The organism is Pseudomonas sp. PS02290, assembly GCF_029960075.1.
Classification (GTDB): domain Bacteria; phylum Pseudomonadota; class Gammaproteobacteria; order Pseudomonadales; family Pseudomonadaceae; genus Aquipseudomonas.
In genome coordinates, this window is the sequence record NZ_JASCOY010000049.1 from 1 (window position 1) to 21,868 (window position 21,868).

At 52.6% G+C, this 21,868-nt stretch carries 26 protein-coding genes; 11 read left to right on the plus strand and 15 right to left on the minus strand.

Annotated features, from left to right (window positions below; genetic code table 11):
- The first annotated feature begins 201 nt into the window (after window positions 1–201).
- On the plus strand, window positions 202–1,470 hold the full coding sequence (locus QMX88_RS19070; RefSeq protein WP_282371850.1) for a helicase C-terminal domain-containing protein: 1,269 nt from the start codon (window positions 202–204) through the stop codon (window positions 1,468–1,470).
- A 33-nt stretch (window positions 1,471–1,503) separates the two neighbouring features.
- On the opposite strand, the gene QMX88_RS19075 is transcribed toward QMX88_RS19070, so the two are convergent.
- Entirely contained in the window at window positions 1,504–1,707 is a 204-nt protein-coding gene (locus QMX88_RS19075; RefSeq protein ID WP_280319854.1) for a hypothetical protein, read from the minus strand.
- A 437-nt stretch (window positions 1,708–2,144) separates the two neighbouring features.
- Between QMX88_RS19075 and QMX88_RS19080 the strand changes: the two genes are divergently transcribed.
- Complete coding sequence (locus tag QMX88_RS19080) at window positions 2,145–2,423, plus strand: type II toxin-antitoxin system Phd/YefM family antitoxin (RefSeq protein ID WP_280319851.1); 279 nt, start codon at window positions 2,145–2,147, stop codon at window positions 2,421–2,423.
- A complete protein-coding gene (locus QMX88_RS19085; protein ID WP_280319848.1) occupies window positions 2,395–2,697 on the plus strand; it encodes a Txe/YoeB family addiction module toxin in 303 nt (100 codons plus the stop codon). The genes QMX88_RS19080 and QMX88_RS19085 overlap by 29 nt, the downstream gene beginning before the upstream one ends.
- Window positions 2,698–2,773: 76 nt before the next feature.
- Here QMX88_RS19085 and QMX88_RS19090 read toward each other — a convergent pair whose 3' ends face one another.
- The 6 genes from QMX88_RS19090 to QMX88_RS19115 all read right to left on the minus strand — a co-directional run bounded on the left by QMX88_RS19090 (window position 2,774) and on the right by QMX88_RS19115 (window position 8,866).
- The gene (locus QMX88_RS19090; RefSeq protein ID WP_280319845.1) at window positions 2,774–3,061 is read right to left on the minus strand and encodes a helix-turn-helix domain-containing protein; all 288 of its coding nucleotides are present in this window, start codon (window positions 3,059–3,061) and stop codon (window positions 2,774–2,776) included.
- Window positions 3,062–3,175: 114 nt separating this feature from the next.
- Complete coding sequence (locus QMX88_RS19095) at window positions 3,176–3,496, minus strand: type II toxin-antitoxin system RelE/ParE family toxin (RefSeq protein WP_432422176.1); 321 nt, start codon at window positions 3,494–3,496, stop codon at window positions 3,176–3,178.
- A gap of 283 nt (window positions 3,497–3,779) precedes the next feature.
- A complete protein-coding gene (locus QMX88_RS19100) occupies window positions 3,780–4,355 on the minus strand; it encodes a hypothetical protein (protein WP_280319842.1) in 576 nt (191 codons plus the stop codon).
- A 4-nt stretch (window positions 4,356–4,359) separates the two neighbouring features.
- Window positions 4,360–4,605 carry a hypothetical protein gene (locus QMX88_RS19105; RefSeq protein ID WP_280319838.1) on the minus strand — a complete coding sequence of 82 codons (246 nt, stop codon included), beginning with the start codon at window positions 4,603–4,605 and terminating at the stop codon, window positions 4,360–4,362.
- Window positions 4,606–4,625: 20 nt separating this feature from the next.
- Window positions 4,626–5,135, minus strand: coding sequence for a hypothetical protein (locus tag QMX88_RS19110; RefSeq protein WP_280319835.1), 510 nt, complete (start codon window positions 5,133–5,135; stop codon window positions 4,626–4,628).
- A gap of 35 nt (window positions 5,136–5,170) precedes the next feature.
- Window positions 5,171–8,866, minus strand: coding sequence for an LPD7 domain-containing protein (locus QMX88_RS19115; RefSeq protein WP_280319832.1), 3,696 nt, complete (start codon window positions 8,864–8,866; stop codon window positions 5,171–5,173).
- Window positions 8,867–9,082: 216 nt separating this feature from the next.
- On the opposite strand from QMX88_RS19115, the gene QMX88_RS19120 reads away from it, so the two are divergent.
- Both QMX88_RS19120 and QMX88_RS19125 read left to right on the plus strand, forming a co-directional pair.
- Entirely contained in the window at window positions 9,083–9,616 is a 534-nt protein-coding gene (locus QMX88_RS19120; RefSeq protein ID WP_280319829.1) for a hypothetical protein, read from the plus strand.
- Window positions 9,603–10,301 (plus strand): hypothetical protein, encoded by a 699-nt coding sequence (locus tag QMX88_RS19125; protein ID WP_280319826.1) that lies wholly within the window; start codon window positions 9,603–9,605, stop codon window positions 10,299–10,301. The genes QMX88_RS19120 and QMX88_RS19125 overlap by 14 nt, the downstream gene beginning before the upstream one ends.
- A 50-nt stretch (window positions 10,302–10,351) precedes the next feature.
- On the opposite strand, the gene icmT is transcribed toward QMX88_RS19125, so the two are convergent.
- The 6 genes from icmT to mobA all read right to left on the minus strand — a co-directional run bounded on the left by icmT (window position 10,352) and on the right by mobA (window position 15,715).
- Window positions 10,352–10,612, minus strand: a complete 261-nt coding sequence (gene icmT / locus QMX88_RS19130; RefSeq protein WP_280319823.1) for an IcmT/TraK family protein — start codon at window positions 10,610–10,612, stop codon at window positions 10,352–10,354.
- A gap of 4 nt (window positions 10,613–10,616) precedes the next feature.
- The gene (gene traJ, locus QMX88_RS19135; protein WP_282371851.1) at window positions 10,617–11,861 is read right to left on the minus strand and encodes a plasmid transfer ATPase TraJ; all 1,245 of its coding nucleotides are present in this window, start codon (window positions 11,859–11,861) and stop codon (window positions 10,617–10,619) included.
- A complete protein-coding gene (locus QMX88_RS19140; protein WP_282371852.1) occupies window positions 11,783–12,667 on the minus strand; it encodes a type IV secretory system conjugative DNA transfer family protein in 885 nt (294 codons plus the stop codon). Before QMX88_RS19140 ends, traJ begins: the two co-directional genes overlap by 79 nt.
- Before the next feature lie 14 nt (window positions 12,668–12,681).
- Complete coding sequence (locus QMX88_RS19145; RefSeq protein WP_280319814.1) at window positions 12,682–13,140, minus strand: DotD/TraH family lipoprotein; 459 nt, start codon at window positions 13,138–13,140, stop codon at window positions 12,682–12,684.
- 62 nt (window positions 13,141–13,202) lie between these two features.
- Window positions 13,203–15,413, minus strand: a complete 2,211-nt coding sequence (traI, locus tag QMX88_RS19150) for a TraI/MobA(P) family conjugative relaxase (RefSeq protein WP_336620237.1) — start codon at window positions 15,411–15,413, stop codon at window positions 13,203–13,205.
- The gene (mobA, locus tag QMX88_RS19165) at window positions 15,413–15,715 is read right to left on the minus strand and encodes a plasmid mobilization protein MobA (RefSeq protein WP_280319806.1); all 303 of its coding nucleotides are present in this window, start codon (window positions 15,713–15,715) and stop codon (window positions 15,413–15,415) included. The genes traI and mobA overlap by 1 nt, the downstream gene beginning before the upstream one ends.
- Before the next feature lie 242 nt (window positions 15,716–15,957).
- On the opposite strand from mobA, the gene QMX88_RS19170 reads away from it, so the two are divergent.
- From QMX88_RS19170 to QMX88_RS19195, 6 genes are all read left to right on the plus strand, one after another.
- Window positions 15,958–16,398 carry a hypothetical protein gene (locus tag QMX88_RS19170; protein ID WP_280319803.1) on the plus strand — a complete coding sequence of 147 codons (441 nt, stop codon included), beginning with the start codon at window positions 15,958–15,960 and terminating at the stop codon, window positions 16,396–16,398.
- Window positions 16,388–17,089, plus strand: a complete 702-nt coding sequence (locus QMX88_RS19175; protein ID WP_280319800.1) for a nucleotide-binding protein — start codon at window positions 16,388–16,390, stop codon at window positions 17,087–17,089. The genes QMX88_RS19170 and QMX88_RS19175 overlap by 11 nt, the downstream gene beginning before the upstream one ends.
- A complete protein-coding gene (locus QMX88_RS19180; RefSeq protein WP_280319798.1) occupies window positions 17,082–17,720 on the plus strand; it encodes a hypothetical protein in 639 nt (212 codons plus the stop codon). The genes QMX88_RS19175 and QMX88_RS19180 overlap by 8 nt, the downstream gene beginning before the upstream one ends.
- 97 nt (window positions 17,721–17,817) lie before the next feature.
- A complete protein-coding gene (locus tag QMX88_RS19185) occupies window positions 17,818–18,318 on the plus strand; it encodes a hypothetical protein (protein WP_280319795.1) in 501 nt (166 codons plus the stop codon).
- A gap of 81 nt (window positions 18,319–18,399) precedes the next feature.
- Window positions 18,400–18,735 carry a hypothetical protein gene (locus tag QMX88_RS19190; RefSeq protein ID WP_280319792.1) on the plus strand — a complete coding sequence of 112 codons (336 nt, stop codon included), beginning with the start codon at window positions 18,400–18,402 and terminating at the stop codon, window positions 18,733–18,735.
- Between the two features lie 416 nt (window positions 18,736–19,151).
- Complete coding sequence (locus tag QMX88_RS19195) at window positions 19,152–19,478, plus strand: four-helix bundle copper-binding protein (RefSeq protein WP_371136442.1); 327 nt, start codon at window positions 19,152–19,154, stop codon at window positions 19,476–19,478.
- Between the two features lie 228 nt (window positions 19,479–19,706).
- On the opposite strand, the gene QMX88_RS19200 is transcribed toward QMX88_RS19195, so the two are convergent.
- Together QMX88_RS19200 and QMX88_RS19205 are read right to left on the minus strand one after the other, a co-directional pair.
- Window positions 19,707–21,083 (minus strand): heavy metal sensor histidine kinase, encoded by a 1,377-nt coding sequence (locus QMX88_RS19200; RefSeq protein ID WP_065990711.1) that lies wholly within the window; start codon window positions 21,081–21,083, stop codon window positions 19,707–19,709.
- Window positions 21,080–21,763 (minus strand): heavy metal response regulator transcription factor, encoded by a 684-nt coding sequence (locus QMX88_RS19205; RefSeq protein ID WP_065990713.1) that lies wholly within the window; start codon window positions 21,761–21,763, stop codon window positions 21,080–21,082. Before QMX88_RS19205 ends, QMX88_RS19200 begins: the two co-directional genes overlap by 4 nt.
- Between the last annotated feature and the right edge of the window lie 105 nt (window positions 21,764–21,868).

A 21,868-nucleotide genomic window follows, 5' to 3' on the forward strand; every position in this document is an offset into this window, starting at 1 on the left:
CGACGCAGCTGAATGCAAGCTCACTCGCAGTTAATGTGAGCCCGGCTGCTCCGTCAGTTGCAGTTAATCTGAGCCGGGAATCGCATTGATTGCGAGCGCGGCCGATTTCAAACGCGAGCCGTTACACCTAAAGGAAAGAAACGACAGGAAGCCGCTCCTGAAGCCTCCCTTGATGATGAGGATGAAGGGGAGGTCATCTCTATGGATGAAATCCTGGCTGGGAATGCATCGTTCAGCGTATACGAGGAGATCCGCTCGAAACTCATCGAGAAGGGCGTGCCGGCGGACCAGGTGAGATTCATCCATGAAGCCAAAACAGACCTGCAAAAGTCCAAGCTTTTCGACGAAATGAATCGCGGTGAAGCTCGGGTGCTGCTTGGCTCAACCACTAAAATGGGGGCGGGTACGAACGTCCAACGCAGACTGGTCGCCCTACACCACGTCGACGCACCTTGGCGTCCAGCCGATCTTGAGCAGCGTGATGGCCGGATCGAGCGTCAGGGAAATCTGTTCTATGAGCAGGATCCAGATGGTTTCGAGATCGAAATCCTGCGCTATGCGACCAAGCAGACCTATGACAGCAGGATGTGGCAGACCATCGAGTACAAGGCTGCCGGCATAGAGCAGTTCCGTAAAGGCGATGGACTTCAACGTGTCATAGAGGACGTGGCCAGCGAAGCTGCAAACGCTGCAGAGATGAAGGCCGCTGCGACCGGCAATCCTCTTATTTTCCTCCAAGTCCAACTTGCCGCGGACTTAAAGAAGGTCGAAGCGCTGTTCTCCAATTTCAAACGGAATCAGCATGCCTTGGACAGCCGGATTACCTGGCTTGAAGAAGCAGACAAACGCGCTGACAGATCGGTTGCTCGTTGGAATGGGGAGATAGCCAAACGCGATGCTGGGACAGGCTCCAGCTTTATGTTCAGAACTGCAGCGAAGAGCTACAGCGAGGACAACAAAGATCAGCTGCTTGGCGCAATCCTTGGCTGCATGAAGGTAGCCGTCGAACGCAAAGCAGAAGACACCTTTCAACGTGCGGCAATCATCCGTGTCGGCACCTACAGGGGGTTTGAGATTGATGTCTCCTGCAGCCGGCACAAGATTCAGTTCACGATTACAGGCAACGATTCGTACGAGCCAGACAACCTGGTGTATCGGACCGACGACAAATTCAGCCTGCCAGGCTTCATTAGCCGAATCGACAATTTCCTAGACCGGTTTGAAGCCTGGCGTGCCGACGCTGAACATTCGCGGATTGGGGAAAGAGATGAGCTGGCCAAGGCCAAAATAGAAAAGGGGAAACCATTCCAGCAGCAAAGCCGTCTGGAAAACCTGAGGGAAGACTCCCGTGATGTGATGACCGAGCTCAAGCTGATGCAAGCTGACGACAACTACGTCTCGACGTGGACGCCAAAGTCGACAGTGCTGCAGGGCAACGCTGCACCAGAAGCGAAGAAGATGCGCGCATAAAGAAAAAACCCCGCACCAACAGGTGCGGGGTTATCACTGGGAGTCGTGCCAGACCCGAATGCCCACTACGACATGGCTTAGGCGGTGCCATTTGAGCTCATAAACGGTTTCTATGCTGATGACCCGCACGCCGGTGGATTCAACCATCTTGTTGATTGATTCGATTGCCTGAACGGCGCTTTTCGGGCTATCACTGCCCTTTGAAATTGGATACCACTTTTGCCCGATCATATTCATTGCCGTGACGCTCAGTTGCTTGCACGTTCAGCGGCTTGCTCTGGCTGTTGTCCTTGAGACGCACAAACTACTGTCCATGCACAAAGGCGTCAATCAGTTTGCGCGCGCGTGCTTCAGCGCCGACGGGCGTTAGCGCGAAAGCAAGGCGCTAATTGTTGGCCTCCTGGACCAAGAAATAAGCAAGCGTAGGGTTGAAGTATGTACAAAGCTCTGTACTATGACGGACTAGTCCAGGGTGATGCCCGAAGACTCTCAGCGTAGCCAGTCGTGCATTGCTCTCAACGGAGTGGAGCAGCACCTGCTACAGCTGCATTTCAGTCGACCCCTGAGGGGTTGGCTTTTCCAGATGATGCCTGCAGGGCTCGTCTGCATTGTTCCTCACGGTCAGGCTCACGTCTGGTCGAACCCTGACCTGAGGTCAGATAGGAATCTATTCGATGCAAATTTTGTCATTCAGCCAGGCCCGAGCCGGTTTGAAACAGGCAATGGACGATGTGTGCCGGGATCACGAGCCTGCTGTTATCACGCGCCAGCGTGGTGATGCGGTGGTTTTGGTGTCATTGACCGACTACAACGCTATGGCTGAAACGATGTACCTGCTGGGTACGGAGTGCAACGCCACACGACTGCGTCGATCTATTGCAAGCCATCAAGCCGGGAAAGCGTCTTTGAAAGAGATTTCCCTACATGTCGCAGAAGCAGAAGAAACAGAATAAAGAGGCTGCACGCACCACCGTTAAAGTCGCGTTCACTGACGATGCCTGGGACGACTACAAGCATTGGACCACGAGCGATTCAGCCATAAGCTCATCCATTGATGACTTGATCGGCGAGATTATGCGGACCCCCTTCACCGGCACGGGCAAGCCCGAAGCGTTGAAAGGTGATCTAACGGGATACTGGTCGCGCCGCATAAATCGAGAACACCGCCTTGTATACTTCTACGAAGGGGGCCTACTCACGATCATCGCCTGCCGCTTTCACTACTGACCAACCTTCGGCCACAAAAAAGCCCGCGATCAATGCGGGCTTTATCGATGTGCTTCGCTCCCTCGGCATGAGTCCTTCAAGCCAATTCACTTTCCTTAACCTCTACCGCGATCGACAGATTCGCACCGGCCAGCATGTTGACTAGAGCATCCAGCGAAAATTTGTCGATTTTGCCTTTCAGCAGATCGTTTAAGCGTGGCTGAGATATGCCCAGACGCTTGGCCGCTTCGGTTTGCGGCAGCTCCCATCCCTTCACAACGCGGTTGATCGCTCTCATCAGTTGAGAGCGTACGCGCAGATTTGCGGATTCTCCTGGCGTATCAGCACACGCGTCCCAGATACTCGCGTAGCTAGTTGCAGCCATGTTTAACCTCTCATGGGGCGACTTGCCCCCTCCCACTTGGGTATTGGCACAGACAGTGCCATGGGCTCGGGAACTGGCATTTGACCCAGCGCCCGTACATCACCCGTGCATCTTTCAGCCCAGTGATTTCAATCTCGCCTTGGCCAGACCGATATCACGCTTTTCCGTCTTTCGAGTGGTCTTCTTGAAAGCATGCAGCACGTAAATGGCCTCCGGACGGTTGACCACATAAAACACGCGAAAAGCCCCGTTCTTCCCCTTTACTCGGATTTCCCGTACGCCTGGGCCCACACTTGCCATTGGCTTCCAGTCGAAAGGTTCCTCACCGTGTTGAATCAGATCGATCTGATAACCCGCACGTTGCCGAGCTTTGGGATCGAAGTCATTCAGATTGCAGTCAACAAATCGCACCTGTTTCGGCTCGGGAAATTGCACGTTTACTCCTAGTGCGTCTGAGACGCGATTGATTAGCAGTGAGCAGCTTTGCGGCTTCCATGACATTTCCTCGGTAGGGTTGGGCCCCGTGTTTGGGTACCCAATAAAATATGTACAGCGGTTTACTCTTTCAGAGGTGGAAAACAGAGACTATATCGAAACCGATATAGCGTCAATTGCTGAATCACGGCCACAAAAAAACCCGCACGCGGCGGGCATTGGAACGGGAAGGCAGCTTGTGCAGGTTGGCGAACCGGGTAGGGGGAGGCGACGGATTTATGCGTTACCAGAAAGGTGTCATTGGCGTGGGCTCGCGACGGTCAAGTGCAGCTTCGTGCATTTCATGGAATTTCCGGTATAGCTCGATGTTCGTTTCGCAAAAGCGTTCAAGCGCTTCCGGAGCCAGGCGAGGGCTGTAGATATGCGGCGGCTCCTGATCAGCATCGACGAACTGTTGGGTGCCGTCCTCAAATTCTTGTAGCCAGGCCACAGTTACCAGAGTTTCAACCTCAGTGGTGAATGGCCAATCACGGGCCCCATTTGGGTCGAAGGTAAGTGACTCAAAAAAGCTGATTGCCTTCAGCCCGCTCTCACTTGGCGGGCCTGACAAGGGAGCTGATACCAGCACGGTTTTGCCGCCCGGGTAAACTTCGAACTGGGCATTGCAACGCTCACAGTCTTCAGGTCTTAACGGCAGGTCGTCGTCACGAACAACACTAATCTGCGTGGCGACAATTGCTGTGCAGTTTGGGCAAACCACGTCCATGGTCTCCCCAGCAGGCCATGAGTATTTTTTTGTGGCCTTTGTTTGCGTCTGCTTGAGCATCGGCAGTTCTGCAATGATCTGAGGTGGGTTCATAAATCTACTCCGGTGTCAGCTCGTCATCGGGGAACTGCGCAGACAACCAGCGAGCCAGAGTCATTGCTTCGGTTTGCCACCGCTGACTCAGCTCCTCCACGAGCGATAGGTTGCTGTCATCGTTGAATGCCAGAGCTTCGTTTCGTGCGTTTCGATACTGCTCGATGTCGAGCATGACTTTAGGCGGGACCGACAAGACCAGTCCCTCCGCTTTCGATTGCTTGCTCGCCAAATCCTCAATCTCTTTCATGATGGCCACCTCCATGGTGATTACTTCCAGATGTCATTCCAAAATGCTGAGTCCGTTGAGCCCGATCCATTGGTGTTTTGTACAGATGGGCCGCCGATGTGTGTGTCACCGCTGCTGATCACAGTCCCCGCCCCAGTGTTGTTAACACCGGTCTGGTTGATAGTGTCGGTAACAGCACCATTCACCTGGGTCATGACACCGTTGATTTGGCCATTGACCTGAGAAACGACCCCACGCACTTGTGAGCTTGCGATTGAGCACACCTTGTCTTTGATCATCTGCCAGATCTGCGACAGATCAGGAAAGCTGGTGGTGCCGAAAATGCCGGTGATGCCACCGACGCATTTTCCCAAGATGTCCGATGACGTTTTCTCAGCTGTTTCATTAGAGTCTGCCGCTGACTGGTCACGAGACAGACCTGCTTCGCCACCGCGCATGGCTGCTTCACCGCTGCGGCAAGTGGCTGCTTGTACGCCAAAGCAAGAACACAAAAGAAACACGACCAGTAGCGTGCGAGTGAGTGGTTTCATTGCAGGTCCTCTCGTAACCAGGAAGCGAGCAAACATTAAGCGCGTACTCTTTTTTTGATAGATTGCGCTGGAGCGATTGCTTCGTTCACAGGCGCGGTGTTTGGTGACAGATTCAGCGTCTCCACGGGAGGCTTATCGCGATCTTTCCGTGGCTCAACAAAGCCAAGCTTCGTGTGAAGAGCTTCGTCAACTTGGTCAGTAACCTTCGCCTTGACAATGGCACCTCCCACGTTGAAGACGACTTCGTCGAAATGAACTTCCTTGCCGTCACCCCGGCGGTTTACGCCATTGCCATGACCGATCTGGTTCCATTGCCCGCCCTCATTGCCAGGGCTGGCGCGTTCTGAAAGAGTGATGAAATTCGGTTTCATCTCACCTGTTTTGGGATCCCGATGCCTTTCGTTCATGAAGGCAAGAACCTGATGCTTGCAACCATCGACCTTTATGAAGCCATGCAAGTAGTCGCCCTTGCCCTGATAAAGCTGGACTGTCGTGTCAAATGAGTTGTCAGCGATTTTGGTAGCCCCACGGAGGATGAGCTTTGGCTCTCCGATCGAGCTGTCTTGGGAAAGCGCGCCACTGCTAAAACCATCAGGCTCGCCTTTTTGTGCTTCCGATGCCTGGCCCTGCTTAATCCATTTGGCTTCATCCGCCGGCGGCGGTACTTGCTGGCCGGCTTTATCAAACCAAAAAAACTGGTCGCATTGAGGCTCAGCGCCAAGTGATTGAAGATCCTTTTCCATCTCGTCTAACGATCGCCCCCATGATTCAATCGCTACACGTTGCTCGTGCCACCATTCGCGTACATTCACTGGCTTCAAATCATCAGCGGTATGAACGCTTGGGGCCGGCAATAACAAGTCGGATTTCAACTCTTCAAAAGGTTGGGAGCATTGGTGCTCAGCTTGAAGAGGGGGTGCTGAGTAGGGCCTCACACGAGATTCGAAATCGCAATGCTCGATCGCGATTTTGGCCATCGGCAGGAAGTTTTGCCTGTGTATCTTCCAGGATGTGTCGGCGATTTGATTAACGAAGTCAGTGATCACCGCGTCACGCTTAGCTGCAGCATCTGCCAACGCCTCACTTGAGGGAGTGAAACGAGTCGCAGCTGGTGCAAGACCAGTTGGGCTGAGACGCAGGCTCGCCTGAATCTTTACCCATTCATCACGCGGGAGCCGCAGTTCTCCAGCAGCAGCCGACATGGGTGTGCCAGCTCGAATCAACCTCTCTTCGTATTTAAGATCAGCCTCCATAGACTGACTAACGGAGCGCCAAATTTCGAAAGGCTTATCAGTCTTGAGCTCCTGGATGGCGTGGTTGATTGAGGTAATTCGTTGATTGAAGCCATGGGAATCTGCATCGCCGAAGACCGCCCCAATCAGCCTCGCGCCCAATGGCTTAGATTTCTCGGCCGTTCTGGCTTCAGAATCGAGCTCCTCTTTCCGCGCGCCTAATGCAGCGATCAACGCGTCTTTGATCACCTGAAAGTTGTCAGCGCGATCTTTCAAACCTTCGTGTTGCAACACGTTCCATTCCGCTTCTAAGGCGGATCGAGCAGCGGGATCCAGTGCCGGAACTGACGCCTCCATTGGGTCTGTTTCGAACGTTTTGGAAACCTCCTGAATAACCTCTGCCCGGGCCTCGTCGGAGAGGGGTGCTTGTTGCTCATACTGGCTTAAATCCACGTAGGCTGGTTCACCCTGGTGAACGAAGGTGAGTCGGCCCGAATCTGTTTGCTCAACCAAAAGCTGGTCGTTCGACTTACCTGACGGAGTCTGATCCTCGACTGGTAATTCCGGTGCCAATGAGGGAGCGGCGTCGGTCGATTGTAGTGGTCGGACTTGGTACTGCTCCAGATCGATGTATGCCGGCTGCCCGTTGTGCACGAAATCAAGGCGGTCAGAAGACAGATCTTGATCTACCCCATCCTGTTCAGCCACAGGACGCTCGTCTATACGAGTTTCGGGCACCGCCTCGGTTGCGGCGAAGCCAATGGGACCATCCACTTGGTCCGGACTGTTGCCAGACTGTCGATGGGAATCGAGTGAAGCCAGATATTGTCGATCGTACGCCTCGATTGCATCGATAACGGCTTCCAGATCCCCCTTGGCCATCGCATCTTGAATGTGGGCCTCGGAGTCAATCACAGCTAATGGAATCGGACCATATTTGGTCTCAGCGTCAGCGAGCAATTCTCGTGCAATTGCGTACCCTTCGGAATCGGCCAACTGCTGTTGGAAGTGGCCGTTGTATCGACCAAATTCAGCGTCGAATGAGGCCGAGAAGGCCGCTCTGTAGTTTTGCTCAGCCATAAGCCTTTCGACAGTGGCATAGCCCTCAGCAGTGGTCTCAATGCCACTTAGCAGAAAAACAGCGTGGTCCTCACCACGCATCGAAAGCATTTTGGGATGAGTATCAAAAACGTCAGCAGGCACACCCATATCACCCAGCCATTTGGCGTCATGAGCCTTGATAGCGGATTCACCCGGCTCAAACGGGGGAGGTGGGGTGACATCCGCAGGTGCCTTGCCGGTTACTTCAATTCCCCACTCGTTGCGGTGGGTCTGGCGTTCTTCATATCGAAGAACCTGCCCAGCCTTATCACGAACAGGCACCTCTATGGTTACATCCTTGCGACCGAGGTTCGTCAGTTCCACTTGATCGCCGCGGCCTACGCGCTGTTCATCAATTACTCGCTCCAGATCCACACCCCACGTGGTCCTGGATTCACCGTCAGTGTTTTTAAGCGTAACGAAGAAACTGCGGCTGTTTGAGATATCAAACTGGTATGGCGCCGAGCCGTACTCCAGCACCTCACCTTTGTAGTGGTTCACCGGCTCAGCTGCCGGCGCAACGGGAGCACTGACATCTGGCGCAGAAGCTGATGCTGCCGAATCAGGTGTCCCAGGTTGGGACGATTTATTCTGAGTGGGTAAATCGGGAGCGGCGGAATTGTCCTGCGCTTGAGCAGAGTCCCCGACAGGAGGCAACCCCATTATTTCGCGACGTAAAGCGTCTTGTGCTGGGTTTTTAAGTACTACCTGCACGTCGTGCTTGATCATCACCTCAAGGGCGCGACGCTTGAACTCGTCCGATCCGGTCAACTCAATTGACCCGCCAAATTTTTGTTTCGCCATGTGTAGCGCCGCGAGAATGGCCAGCTCGTCATCTTGGGCTTTGGCCTCCATGAGGATCTGTTGCCCGTGATCCACGAAAATCGGCTTTTCCTTCAAGAGGTAAAGGACGCTTCCATCCGATCGCTCCCGGTATGTGATGTCCTTCAGCAGCTCACTGAGAATCACACTGGGATCAGTTTCGGTCGGTTCATCACCAGGGGCGCCGGCGTTACTGAAGCCATTAAACGATTCAGCCACCTCCGAACGCGAAATAATCTGGTCGTAGACGTCCTGGTGCAGTTCCTTTAGCAATTTTGCGTATGTATCGTATGCAAAAACATTACGATGTAATGCGGCAACAGATTTCTCTGCGGAAGTAGGATCTACTGAACGCCAGGACGTGATATCAGCAGCGACCCAGTGCCTTAGTAGGGTATCGGGAATTGAGGAGTTTTCACCGTCAGCTTGGCTAGTTTGAAGCCAAGCCTGATACGCCTCGGCACGATGCCGAATGGCGCCATCTGGAGAGGATTCCACCGCCGTCTGCGGCGAGCTGTGTTTTTCGTAAACAGCTAGGCGAAACTCTTGCAATAAAGCTTCTGATTCAACGCTCATGGGCGCTCCTGCCTCTGTGGAGGTGGGTAGGGAGTCCTTTGCCCGTTACGCCGCAAGGCTGACCGTGAAGTTGCGAGCTTCACCTCAGCTGCTTTCGGGCTGGACCGTGGCTGCACTAATTTCGTATTGTGTATATTATTCAAAATAGCACGGTTTTGGAAGAACCGTGTACAGAGGCCGATGCAGGCGCTTTACAGCTTCATTTGAGGGGAGCAAATGTCTATCGACACTGACGAGATTGACCCGATCTGTGGGACAGATTTAGAACGGTGGCGGATCGAGAATGGTCTGACCAAGGTAGCGGCAGCGGATGCCTTTGGCCTTCAGAAGGCCAAATGGGAGGAGCTGACAAATCCAGATCTGTCTGCAGAGCAAATTAGTGATCCGGTGATCGCAATGCTGCTTCACCTTTATCGTCAACACCCAGCGTCGTCGCCTGTTCAGCCACCGCTGGACATCAGGGAGTTTTATGAGTTTTTAGGGCTGCAGGACACACCCCAAGACCGAGACGCGTTTGCGACTCTCATTGGGAGGTCACCGCCCTCGGTTTATCGTCTAATGTTGCATGATGGAAAGCCAGGTAGGCCGGTGATGCGATGGATCGAAGCGCTCAAGAGACTTGCGCTGACTCCTAAGCAATGCAAACGCTTGATGCAGGATGTAGCGAGCAACGTAGGAGATCGACAGAACGTTGAAAAAGTCTTGATTCAGGGTTGGTCAAAACAAGGTGGCACAGGTGAGCACGACTGATAAGCCAGACTCACATATTATTGAGTTATCGAGCGTCTATTTCTATTCCGGGCCTGCCCCCAGGGCAATTGCGCTCAGAGATTGTGGTGTGCCGACGGACGCTCCGATTTCGGGGGCATTCCCAGCGTTGTACGGCTATCAAAGCAAGCAAGATGGATTTATGGCCGCACGAGCTTATGCGGACAAGAACAGACTCCAGTTCACAGTCGTCGACTTTTTGGTTGAATTGGATCAAAAGCAGAACCCAAACATGATGCGTCCTGACGATGTTCCCAATCACGATTTTATATCGTTTGCGAGGATGTCCAGGAGCATGATGGATAACCTCCAGACAGTGCTGCACGAACGCCTAGCCAATGAAGGGATTACACCAAGTAAGCTGGAGCTGGCTAAGCCTCATTTGCTTTTGCAGCAAAGACCGGATCTGGTTTCTTCGCTAATTGAAGCCCCGGGCTGGGATCACATCAAAGTGATAGCATACCCGGCTAAACTAACAATTAGCGAAAAGCCACTGACAGTGGGGATCGTCCCCCATTCACATTGGGATTCGATCAAGGAAGCTTCCTGCCGGCTCAATCCTGGCATACGCATTACCCTGGAACCGCCGAGTCAAAGCCAGGTGGATTCAGCCACCGCCGGACTAGGCTCCCCATCTCAGAAGGATAGAGGGCCGCGAGCCCGGTAAGTGAAATCGCCAAGCACCCCAAAAAAAACCGCCTGATTAGGCGGTTTTTTTTAATCTCGAAAGCGCTTTCGGAACCACCAGGGCCTGGCGTAGATCACCCCGCCCCGTAAAAAACCGAGAAACTTGTTCCAGCAAACGCTCAGGGTCCAGCCAATTTTGGCCAAGATCCCAAACATGATGATCACACCCACAGCCACATAGAAGGTCGTCCAGCTCGGGAAGTACATCCAGCCGAACAAGGGCAGGTACGCCGAAACCGGAATGCCTAAAGCGGTCAGCGGTTCAGATGCAGCTCTCCAAATCGAGGGCATTGGTCTAGTTCTCCTGCGCACTCAGCGAGCGCCTTCTGAATTCCTTCATGCCTGCAACACCGACAAATTCGTCCTGCAGGATCCTGCCGTCCTGAAACAGCTTCCACGCACGATCGTCAAGAGTCGCCTGGGCCTCTTCAAGCTTCGTACGTATCAACATTGCCCACTCGTTGTATGGAAGGGTCTGCATTTCCGACCTGAACTCTCGATCAAACACCAGGTACTCTCGGATTGCAGCGCGTTTACCATCAGTCGTTTTGAGCAGCCTTTGAACAATGATAACCCGCAACGCACCAGCAAGCCGCGATGCAATCCCGGATTGCTGCTCAGGAGGATAGGTTTGGATGGCCCGGTTAATCGTCTCTGCTACCGACTCCGTGTGCATTGTGGCGTAACACGTGTGGCCAGATAGGCTGGCTTCAACCATGGCCTCGATGGAAACACGGTCGCGAGCTTCGCCGATCCCAATGATGCTTGGCTTCCGTCGAACAGCGTTGCGCATCGCTTTAGGAAAATCTTTGATGTCCCGTCCAATTTGCGATTGCGCCGGTTGAGGCCCCTTCCAGTGCGGACCACCGAGGACGTACTCAATAGGATCATCGAATGTGATGACCTTACGATCGGGCATCACCACGCCGATGTACCCATATATGCCAGCTTGAAAGGTCGTTTTTCCTGAACCGGTTGGACCGCAGACGATGACCAATCCGGATTCCGGAAAAAGCTCTTCAAACAGATCGGGCTCGATTCCCATCTTATGGATATCAGGTAGGTCGACCGGAATCACTCGCATGGTGATCGAATAGGCTTCATCCAGGTTCGCAATCCGAGCCTGAACAAAGTTGGTACGGAAGCGCAGGGTCATACCGCGCTCGAGGCCGATATCACTGCCTGTGATCTCAAGAGCGCGATCAACGCCTTCGTCGCCTTGCTTGATCAGGCTTTCAATCTCAGGAGACCACAGGGCAGCGATCAAGACTGAAAGCTGCCCCTGCTTCACCGTAGACACGGAGGCCCGGAGCTGCCTTCCGTGAAGTTCCGCCCAAATATAGTCACCGCCTTGTACCAACACATCTGATACGCCCTGATCCGCGCAGTATTTCAGGAATCTGCGAAAGCTGTGCGGACCGAGATCGCCTTCAAAATTGAATGGCTCCAATACCGGTTGAATCATTTCGCCGGCGCCGGAGCGATAGGTGCGATTACCGAATTCGGTTTTACAGCATCCTTCTTGACGCTTGGGCGCCATTTGCCGGGATCCGTTACGAATTGAGCCTTGTCTGTAACCCTTCGCAGTTTGTCGCCCAACATCAGCTGTTTGCTGTCGCCGGTGACGGTTTGCTGGGATTCAGCTACCCGAGTCGTCGTGATCATGTCCGCCTGCAGCAAGGTTGAGTAGAGGTGCATGCCTGTGTAATCGCGCGTGAGACGATGGAAGTTTGCTTCAAGAATTGCATCGGCTTGCTTGTAACCGTCGGCCCACCCTTCACGGACAGCTGCTTTCCAGATCTTTTCTTCATCATCATCCTGCGGCCGAGCTTCGAATGCAGGCAGCTCCACTGACTGACGAACTGGGAGCCCTACATAGAGGTAATCCCTCCATGTCGGTGGAACACTGACGAATCGCTCCTCACGCTCAATCTTGTAAACGCGGTTAGCGGTACGAATCTGATCCGGGGTGAACGCCGATAAGTCGCGAGCCTCTACAATAACCGGAGGCAGGGTCCCGTTTTTCGCAATCATCGGAGCAAATTTGTACATTGCATCCAGCGCTCGTTCCCGGCTATTCAGGCCGTCGACCAGCTCATGTCCCCGAGCGGCCATGCCACCACGAAAGCCCACCGTATGACCGACGCCCGATAGCAGTTGCGAGCGGATGTCAGTGACATTGGTGGTCGCCTTGGATTGTGGATTGAGCAGAGCGTCCAGATCTGGAGGCGACGTTTCTACAGTGGACTTCGTATCGTTATTCGATGGATCGAGCACCGGCTCCTCTGCAGCGTGCGTGGCGAACGAAACCATCAGTGGGAGCACTGCGAACATAAACCGATTCATAAAAATCCCCCTATTCAGCCTTGGGGCCGGTTGTATTGCAGAACCAGTTTGCCTGGGACCTCAGTAATGACAGCGCGGTATCCAACTTGCGCTCGCACCATGGATAGGACCGCTTGGTACTGGACACCCTTGACGTCTATGTTTACAGGCAAAGGCATGCGTAACCCCATAAACTCGAAACGCTGGCCGCGGTCTTGTGCAAGCTTCGTCAACAGCTGAACAGCGTCACCCTGCCAACTGATGGTGACTGACTGTTTGTCGTCCAAATTGGTGCTGGGATTGCGCATGACGACTCTGCTATTCAGGGCTCCGGCCTGATACAAGTCGACCTGGGCGGCTTCAATTTTCTGGGAAGCTTCAAGAATCTGCTGATCGATCAGTGCCTGGGCGCTGACATCAGGCTGTTTTGAAGCACAACCTGTGAGCACGAGGCCAGCGAGCAACGCGACAAACGGGTATCGGTTCAGGTCCATAGGATTATCTCCGTTGATTTCGTATAGATACTACAATACGGAAAAGCGCATAACAATGACTGTTATGCACGTGGCCCGGGTTTTACAGGCCGTGACTCAGCTACGGCCAGCTGCTCAGCCAGAGCTTTCAGGCGAGCGCTTTGGTTAGGGTCGGCGAGTTCGCCGGCGTATCCGCGCTCAATGAGCGCTTTGAGGGCTGCGTCAACGAAATCAGGTGATCCTTTTATCTCCATGGGGCGCTCCCATCGAGCCCGCGTGTCATCAAGTGCGTGACCGAGGAGCTCATCGTCAAGAAGACCACTGGGGAATGAAACCTTCCCACCGTGATCCACAAATCCCGGATCCCCTTCAGACCTACGAAAAACTACTGCCCCATCACGGCGAACAGTCCCGGCCGAAAAGAGATTAGAACTTGCCCTAGGGTCAATATCTCCGGCAAAGATGATCGCGTTAGCTTGGGCATTCTCTTTGCGTCTGTCACCGTAGGAAAATCCACGCAATTGACTAATGGCACCCGCATCGCCGTTAGCAGCTTCCCGCTCAACCCACTCGCGAAATGTAAGTCTTTTGTTTGTTGGATCACTTTTCAATTCCTGACACAGTACTTGAACCTTAGTCTTAAGTTCCTCACGCGCTCTTAATGTTTCAAACGCGAGAATACTGTAGAATGCCTTCCTATCAAGAGGATGTTTTATCCGAGACTTTATGTCCGCTCGTTGCTGGCGTGCCTGATCGCGTATGAGCATAAACTGTCGCTTGACCCACTCTTTATCAACTCGACGATATACAAAAGCAACGCGGTAGGCATCATAACGTGCCCGTGTCGCTTTTCGAAGTTGTGCGCGCTCTTGACGGCGTGTTTGACGCTCAAGAGGATCTCGCTTAGGACTCGCGTACTTATCGTAGGTGGTCGCGCTAATAAAGCCTTTGGGGAGTTCGCGCTCTTGATATTCTCCGAGGGATTTGACAAGCCGTCCTAACGACAACTGCTCGTGCATGTCGCTCGCTTTAATTCCTGTCGCTGAGACATCATTAAAATCATAGATTCCAAGCCCTCGCCCCTTAGGGCGAATACCCAGCCCAAATTTAGCCAAAGTGGAGTGAAGCGTTTGCCAAGTTGCCTTATCGGACTTGAGCAATTTCGCTATCTGTTTGCGCGGTTCACCACGAGCGTAGGAGTGAAGACTTTGCTGATCTGCATGGCGTTCCATATCAGCTGCTTTTGTTGGAATCTTCCCCTGTTGTTTTGCCTTACTGGATGCCCATTGAATAACAGGTCTGCCATTTTCTTGAACGACGACATTAGGTCCATTGTCGTGCTGCAAACCGTAACGCAGTTCCAGCTCCCGCATTGCGTAATCTAACCGAAAATAATCTCGGTCCGGGTATACAGCATTGAACGATTCAGGATGAACACGATTTACGGTCATATGGAGATGAACGTTATCTGTATCGTGGTGGATCGCGAACACGTATTGATGATCTTTCATGCCTACAGACTCCATAGCATGTAGGCCAGACGCAAACGCCTGTTCATCGGTTGGAGACTCACCAGTAGGCCAGCTTAGAATGACATGGTAAACCGGGTCTTTAACTCTAGCATTCTGAGCAGCAACGGCTCTCATCTCAGCGGCCGCAGTTTCCAGGCTCAAACAGTTGTGCTGACACGAAACTCCGGAAGTAGATTTCTCATTAATCGAGTCACCTAGCAGTGAGCCTGATTCGAGGTCGGCTAAAGCTGCTTGTTCATGTTTTCGATCCCTTCGCTCAACGGCTGAAGCATGAAACGTAATTGAGGTTCGACGGGCTCGGGCTCGTGCCGAAAAGTCAGGATGATTTCTTGTAGCTTGTCTGAGATAACTTGCTGCTGTTGCAAGATGGTTTCGAGCAGCGGTAATGCTTCTTTCATGTTCATCGGAATCTACCTCGTCGAACTGTTGTTGGCCACTTCGGTCAACGTCTCCAGGAATTTCGTATTGAGACGTGACATGTCGACGCCCATCGGTATCAAGAGCCCTTCGAGCACTTCCAAGACGCCCTCGGATGGCATCTGCATCTGTAAGGCTAATTCGTCCAGTCGCTCGCAGATTGTCTGCTGCTCTTTGGAGATGCGCTCTAGCAGATTCAAGAATTGCGTTGTCTCTTCGGCTGTAGCCTGGATCGAGCTCATCAGTCATTTCCTCTTTTTCATCATCGCGTTGTGTCGCGTACGCGACCAAATCGGCGAAGCTAGACTTTCCGTCAGCTCTGCGGGGCGGGACTTTGGCAAGCATTAAGATCCTATCCTCATGATGGCTGCCTTCAGCTCAACAAGTATCTCCGCCAACTCCTTTGAAAGCCTGCCTCCCCCTTCGTTGTAAAGGTGCTTTTGAAGACCACCGAGCCGCCGCAACTCGTTGAGGATGTGGCCCTCAACCTTGCTACGAGTGCGCCGGTTCAGCGCAGTGGCAAGCATGAACTGCCCCACGCTTTGGCCGCAGTCATAGGCTTTCTGCCTAACGATTTCTTCCTCGTCCTCAAAACACCTGATAGGTGGCAGGCGGCCGGTTCGGCGCCGCTGTTCACTCGTACTCATAAATAGGTCCTTCGCTGTTCAAGGGGTCTCGGGGCGTAGCCCTGAGCAGGGAGGTAGGCCTCGCAAGGGAGTGAAACGACTGTAGCGAGGCCGGTTGTACGGAAGCCATTTATGGCGGGAGTACAAACCCTACCCTGTCCTAAATTCTAGACCGCATTTCGTATGCAGGCTATCGTACGGACCTTGACTGCGCAAGAGATGCCCATACAATCGGGGTAAATGCACGTTTCGAGGAAAGGCGAATGGCGATCAGCGTTTCGCAGATTGAGATACTCAGGGGCAAGCTTGAGGAAATGCCAGAGGTTGAAAATCCAGATCGGAAGATTTCAAATCTGGAAGCAATAAGGATGATGGCTTCGTCAATCCGAGACTTGCAGTCTCGGGGGTACAGCATCGAGAAAATCGCGGAAATCCTCAGGGAAAGTGGATTGGAGATCGCTCCAACAACGTTGAAAAGCTATCTAACGAAGGTGAAGGGGTCGCCGGGGAAGTCGAATTCTAGGTCGAGCGGCAAACCGCGTCGGCCATCATCCAACACCAGTCGCGAGGTAAAGAAAAAAGCATCCGAAAAGCCTGCTGCGTCGGTCGCTACGAGACCGACGTCAAGCTCCAAAAATTCAGCCGGTGTAACACCGGCTCCACCTGGTAGTTTCACTCCAAAGGAAGATTCTGATGAAATCTAAAGACGCGAAAAAAGGTGATATCTATGTCGTCGGAGGAGGTAAGGGGGGCGTAGGAAAAAGCTTCACAACGATTGCACTGGTTGACTCCTTGGAACAAGCAGGCGTGAAGGTGCTCGTGATTGAATCGGACACTTCAAACCCTGACGTCTGGAAGATGTACAAAGATCAAATTGAAACAAGGTTGATTGACCTTGATGATGCAAATGGGTGGATTGATCTGGTAAACGCCTGCGATGAATTCAAAGAACACGTCGTAGTGATCAACACCGCGGCACGCAATAACAAAGGTGTAGTTGCTTACGGTGAAACTCTTAACAGCACGCTGGCGGAGCTGGGCCGTGAGCTTACGACACTGTGGGTGATCAACCGTCAGAGAGACAGCTTAGAATTGCTGAAAGAGTACCGCGATGCACTGCCAGGAACGAAGGTGCATGTCATCAGAAACGGATATTTTGGCGATGAGCAGAAGTTTGAACTCTACAACTCCTCAAAAACCCGAGAAATGATTGAAAGCGAAGGCGGGAAATCGCTGTTGCTACCCGATTTAGCAGACAGAGTTAGTGACGATCTTTACAGCAAACGCTTGTCGGTCTCAAAAGCTATGACGGAACTCCCAATTGGAAATCGTGCGGAATTGTCCAGATGGCGCCGCGATGCAACTCGGATGATCGGTGAGGTGATTGGTGGATGACATCGAAAGCAGTTTTAAAGAATTGCTAGGTCGTCAACCTTCTGAGAAAGAGGTTGAGCGACTCTACCGTGTAAAGAATGCTCTAAACATCAGAGACAACGATGCCATTTGGATGATCTTGATGGCACTAGAATCGTACGACACCTTATACAGCAAATATCCAGGGCTAATCGCTGGCCAGGTCGATGTGGTAATCGAGAAGCAGAGGGAATTAATTGCCGACATTGTCGATGCCGAAAGCAAGAAAGCTCTGAGCACACTCTCTTCTGCAGTCGCACGAACCAGTGAGCTTGTCGCGAGTAGAGTGGCTGATACTGCGAGATGGCAAGCATGGGGATGGGTCTGCGTTGGACTCATTTTATTTGGCTCCTTGTGCCTCACTGCTGGATATGTTCTTGGCAGTGGTAATATGCCGTTCTGGGCTTTGACTCCACAGAGAGAGAGTCCATTCTCAATTGTGATGTCAATCCTGATGAGGGCACCAGTAGGCTGGTTAGTGCCGCTAATTGGTACAGCGGTTGTTGTAGTGACCTTAGCGAGTAACCGACAACTACCGATTAAACGCCCCGTCATCATCAGCCTGGTCTTAATGGCGGCATTCTCAATATTTTGTGTTCATTCCGTATTATGAACTGAACAGGGCCAAATTTTTTTGGCCCTTCCATTCTGTATAATGGCTACAATACGGAATAGTTGATATACTTGATCACACATCCAAGGAGGTGATCATGGAAAACTACGTAAACATCAAAGCAATTCAAGCTATTGGTCTGACACTGAAGGGTTACTCCGACACCGAAACTGGTCGCGGTCTTGCTTGGTCGTGCAAGGTCTACTTCCAAAACAAAAAGATCGGGTTAGTCAGCAACTCTGGGCACGGTGGTCCGACAGTCATTGATGTACCAGTTGAAACCCTGGACTATATCGTCAATGCTCTGAAGTCCAACGCCTATACGCTCACGTTAGAATCTGCGGGGCAATTAAACGAAGAACCAACTGACTCTAGAAACTGGTTTGGTGATGCCGTTACTCAAATGATCGATGAAGTGGATCGCCTCCGGAAACTCAAGCGACTGGCCAAGACACATGTGATCGTTCGGCAAAAGTCTTCAGCTAACGAATTTGAGTTCTACAAGATCGCTCCGAGTGATTCATCGAGAGCCAGGCTTATCAGGCAGCTTGGGGACGATCTCGTCTGTTTCATGAACGATGAAATTCTAAGCTTGTGACCCTCCTGGGCCTGCAATCGAGCAAGGTGCAGGCCCCGATTCCCCTGTGCGTTCCGTTAACCAGTCATTAAGGCCGACCCGATGAGCCAGCATTTTGTGTGTGTGCATTGCGAGAAAATCAGGCGACCGGTCCGGGTGCAGATTGGCTGGGATAAGCCATATTCTGAGTTCTATCTGCTGGTACTTGAAGAGCCGGCCGCTGGCGAGGATTTTGATGAGGACAAGGTCGTGTACTCCAATTCCTACGATCCGACCTCACATGGAAAGGAATTGGACTACTACAAAACCATCCTCTCCCTGCTGGGGTGCAAGGCTCCAGACGTCATGTGGCGCGCTGCCTACCAGGATCGAGATTTCAACGTCGTTAACAAATCTGTCTTTTACTCGCCTAACGGCGATGTGGTCGATCCTTTCTGAAGTAACCCTTGACAACAACCCAGTCATAGCTAGGGAACCCTTAACAAAGGTGCGGTTCCCGGACCTAGATTTATGGTGATAAAATAGGTTATTTTTTAAAAGAGCCTGATAGCCTCGTTACGTATCAACTCTTAGTCTTGCCAGCTTGCGTTAGATTCTCCCTTCTTATCACCAATCCACGGTGGGATGGCGGCATAAGAAACATACTCATCACCTGCCAGCGGTATCGACCACGATGCTGGCCTGATGGAGCTGGAACGCTCGCTCACCTGTACGGGGTGTTTGCGCGCTAGAACGCAACCTTACAGAAATGTAATAAAAATAAAGAAACCGCCTCTTGGATGAGCAGGTCGAGATGATTTGACGGGGTTTTCCTCCGTCAAGTCGCAATCGACCTGTCCACTAGGAGATGCCTGATGAATCAGTCCTTCGATAGCTGCATCGCAGCTTGTCTATCCTGCGCCGCTGCTTGCGATACCTGCGCTTCCGCCTGCTTGGGCGAAGATAACGTTAAAATGATGGCGCAATGCATCAAGCTTGACCTTGATTGTGCAGACCTTTGTCGCCTGGCAGCTGTTTTCATGGCACGAAATAGTCCGTTCGCAGCTCAGCTTTGTAAGCTATGTGCCCAAGCGTGCCGAGATTGCGCTGCTGAATGTTCCAGACATTCTCACGACCACTGCCAAGCGTGTGCCAGCGCTTGCAATCAGTGTGCTCATGAGTGCGAAGGAATGGCCGCTTAACGTGAAGCGAACCAATCTTCTTCCCATATTAGCTCGGCCCGAAACGAAAAAGAGCGTTCGGCGGACCAGAGCCGCCGATGCGCTCCGCCGTTGGGGGAGCTTTGGTTTTCAACGTGAGCGTGGACCTTCCTGACTTCGAAGCCGCTCCAGTTAAGGCCAGAGCCACCACCACCCGACAGGGTTGTCCTGCCACCGTGCGTTCCAAATTCCTAGAAGGCTGGGTAACGGTTACGCACGCAGGGCCGGCAGTTCAATCCGAAACGTCGTCTCTCCCTGTTCCGATACGCATTTAATATTTCCGCCGTGAGCCTCAACCAGAGAGCGGACAATTGCCAAGCCAAGGCCTGCATTGTTGGCACCACCTTCTCGTCGGGCCGGGTCCACACGGTAAAATCGGTCAAAGATACGGCTCCGATGCTGCTCCGGTATCTCCTCGCCTGGGTTTGTCACCTCTAGAGCAATAAAGCTGCCGTCAGGTTTAATCTGAACAACGATAGTGCTACCGATAGGCGTATAGCGCAGCGCATTTGATAAGAGGTTAGAGATGATCCTGTCCAACATCACTGGATCGCCTGAAATCAAGCCGCTTCCTGATACCTGGAGCTGTATCTGCTTTTCATCGGCAAGCAACTGGTAGTATTCAAAAAGCTTCTCAACCACGTCTCTTAGGTCGACTTTCTCCTGAGCGGGCAGAAGCAACCCGTTGTCCGACTTGGCCAAAAAAAGCATGCCGTCGATGATGTTGGAGAGCCGGTTGAGGTCCTCAAGATTTGAATACAGGTTTTCCTCATAGGCCTCTGGCGCCCGCTTTTTGGCAAGGATGACTTCCGTATGGGTCCGCAGATTGCTGATTGGGGTTCGCAGTTCGTGCGCAATGTCGGCAGAGAAATTAGAGAGCCGGACGAAGGACTCGTCCAACCGGGCCAGCATGGCATTGAACGAGGAGACCAGCTGCAACAGCTCTTTGGGCACTGGCTCAAGGGGGATGCGCTCCTTCAGCGACCGAGCCGACATTGCGGCAGCCGCGCGTGTTACTTGTTCAACCGGGCGTAGCCCATTGCGCGCTACCAGCCATCCCAACGCTGCGCTTACGATAGTGCTGACTACCAAACCGAGTACAAACCACCACTGCAGGGTTTCGAAAAAATGCATATGGCTGGTGACATCAAGGATCAGCCAGACGGTCACCGCTTGAGCCTGATGTACCGTTCGAACCGTAGCTGTCATGCCACGATACATGCGGCCAGCTTCCGACCATTCCGAGATGTTGTGCTCGGGGTCAGGCTCTATCCCCGGTGGCCTAATTGCATTAGGAGCCGAGAACAACACCACACCATCCTTGCCCATGATAATGGCGGACAGCTCCGGATGTGCACCAAGTAGTGCGCGTAGCTGAAGCTCAACGTCAGCTCCATCTAGTGATCCTGACTTGCCGTCAAGGATTTGTGTCGTTGCTTCAAGCTTTTCCATTAGCGTTTGGCGATCCAGCTCCTTGAAATGATGCCGAGTGAGCTCGTTGACGCTAACCCCAGCGACGACCAGAACCGCGACCACGGCGCACACAAACATCAGACTAAGGCGCAGCGTTAGCGAGGCGCGCTTCATTCTGTATCCGGAGCATCAAGCATGTAGCCCATGCCGCGAGAGGTATGAATAAGCTTTGGGTCGAAACCATCATCGACTTTTGCTCGTAGTCTGCGAATGGCCACTTCAATCACGTTGGTATCGCTGTCAAAATTCATGTCCCAAACTTGGGACGCGATCAATGATTTAGGCAATACCTCACCCTGCCGCCGCATCAGAAGCTCCAGAAGAGAAAACTCTTTCGCGGTTAAATCGATGCGTTTACCTGAGCGTGTCGCCCGACGTTTGAGAAGATCAATCTCAAGGTCACTGATCTTTATGGTGTTTTGTTGAGGACTGCTGTTTCCACGACGAAGCAAGCTTCTGACCCTGGCCAATAGTTCCGAAAATGCAAAGGGTTTCACTAGGTAATCGTCAGCCCCCAACTCTAGTCCTTTCACCCGATCGTCAACACCATCACGGGCTGTTAGAAAAAGGACAGGAACTGCCTTGCCCGCGGCCCTGACCATCCTGATGACTTCCCAGCCGTCTAAGCCCGGCATCATGACGTCTAGAATCAGCAAATCGTAGTTGTCACCGAAAGCTTGGTGCAGGGCATCTGTACCCGTGACAACGCGGTCGACGCTGAAGCCTGCTTCCACGAGTCCTTGCTGGAGGTAGGTTCCAGTTTTTGGTTCATCTTCCGCTACCAAAATTCTCATGCTAGGTCCTCCTGTAGGTCTACAGCTTCAGTGTGATCCAAAAGCCCCAGAGATGGCGCAAGCTTACAGAAATGTAATGCAGCGAACAGGCTTCAGAAAGGAAGA

What these genes read in the sequence shown, in the direction of transcription:
- QMX88_RS19070 (WP_282371850.1), top strand. Translation starts at nt 202, where the DNA reads ATGGATGAAATCCTGGCTGGGAATGCATCGTTCAGCGTATACGAGGAG.
- QMX88_RS19075 (WP_280319854.1), bottom strand. Translation starts at nt 1,707, where the DNA reads ATGAATATGATCGGGCAAAAGTGGTATCCAATTTCAAAGGGCAGTGAT.
- QMX88_RS19080 (WP_280319851.1), top strand. Translation starts at nt 2,145, where the DNA reads ATGCAAATTTTGTCATTCAGCCAGGCCCGAGCCGGTTTGAAACAGGCA.
- QMX88_RS19085 (WP_280319848.1), top strand. Translation starts at nt 2,395, where the DNA reads ATGTCGCAGAAGCAGAAGAAACAGAATAAAGAGGCTGCACGCACCACC.
- QMX88_RS19090 (WP_280319845.1), bottom strand. Translation starts at nt 3,061, where the DNA reads ATGGCTGCAACTAGCTACGCGAGTATCTGGGACGCGTGTGCTGATACG.
- QMX88_RS19100 (WP_280319842.1), bottom strand. Translation starts at nt 4,355, where the DNA reads ATGAACCCACCTCAGATCATTGCAGAACTGCCGATGCTCAAGCAGACG.
- QMX88_RS19105 (WP_280319838.1), bottom strand. Translation starts at nt 4,605, where the DNA reads ATGAAAGAGATTGAGGATTTGGCGAGCAAGCAATCGAAAGCGGAGGGA.
- QMX88_RS19110 (WP_280319835.1), bottom strand. Translation starts at nt 5,135, where the DNA reads ATGAAACCACTCACTCGCACGCTACTGGTCGTGTTTCTTTTGTGTTCT.
- QMX88_RS19115 (WP_280319832.1), bottom strand. Translation starts at nt 8,866, where the DNA reads ATGAGCGTTGAATCAGAAGCTTTATTGCAAGAGTTTCGCCTAGCTGTT.
- QMX88_RS19120 (WP_280319829.1), top strand. Translation starts at nt 9,083, where the DNA reads ATGTCTATCGACACTGACGAGATTGACCCGATCTGTGGGACAGATTTA.
- icmT (WP_280319823.1), bottom strand. Translation starts at nt 10,612, where the DNA reads ATGCCCTCGATTTGGAGAGCTGCATCTGAACCGCTGACCGCTTTAGGC.
- traJ (WP_282371851.1), bottom strand. Translation starts at nt 11,861, where the DNA reads ATGGCGCCCAAGCGTCAAGAAGGATGCTGTAAAACCGAATTCGGTAAT.
- QMX88_RS19140 (WP_282371852.1), bottom strand. Translation starts at nt 12,667, where the DNA reads ATGAATCGGTTTATGTTCGCAGTGCTCCCACTGATGGTTTCGTTCGCC.
- QMX88_RS19145 (WP_280319814.1), bottom strand. Translation starts at nt 13,140, where the DNA reads ATGGACCTGAACCGATACCCGTTTGTCGCGTTGCTCGCTGGCCTCGTG.
- traI (WP_336620237.1), bottom strand. Translation starts at nt 15,413, where the DNA reads ATGCTTGCCAAAGTCCCGCCCCGCAGAGCTGACGGAAAGTCTAGCTTC.
- mobA (WP_280319806.1), bottom strand. Translation starts at nt 15,715, where the DNA reads ATGAGTACGAGTGAACAGCGGCGCCGAACCGGCCGCCTGCCACCTATC.
- QMX88_RS19170 (WP_280319803.1), top strand. Translation starts at nt 15,958, where the DNA reads ATGGCGATCAGCGTTTCGCAGATTGAGATACTCAGGGGCAAGCTTGAG.
- QMX88_RS19175 (WP_280319800.1), top strand. Translation starts at nt 16,388, where the DNA reads ATGAAATCTAAAGACGCGAAAAAAGGTGATATCTATGTCGTCGGAGGA.
- QMX88_RS19185 (WP_280319795.1), top strand. Translation starts at nt 17,818, where the DNA reads ATGGAAAACTACGTAAACATCAAAGCAATTCAAGCTATTGGTCTGACA.
- QMX88_RS19190 (WP_280319792.1), top strand. Translation starts at nt 18,400, where the DNA reads ATGAGCCAGCATTTTGTGTGTGTGCATTGCGAGAAAATCAGGCGACCG.
- QMX88_RS19195 (WP_371136442.1), top strand. Translation starts at nt 19,152, where the DNA reads ATGAATCAGTCCTTCGATAGCTGCATCGCAGCTTGTCTATCCTGCGCC.
- QMX88_RS19200 (WP_065990711.1), bottom strand. Translation starts at nt 21,083, where the DNA reads ATGAAGCGCGCCTCGCTAACGCTGCGCCTTAGTCTGATGTTTGTGTGC.
- QMX88_RS19205 (WP_065990713.1), bottom strand. Translation starts at nt 21,763, where the DNA reads ATGAGAATTTTGGTAGCGGAAGATGAACCAAAAACTGGAACCTACCTC.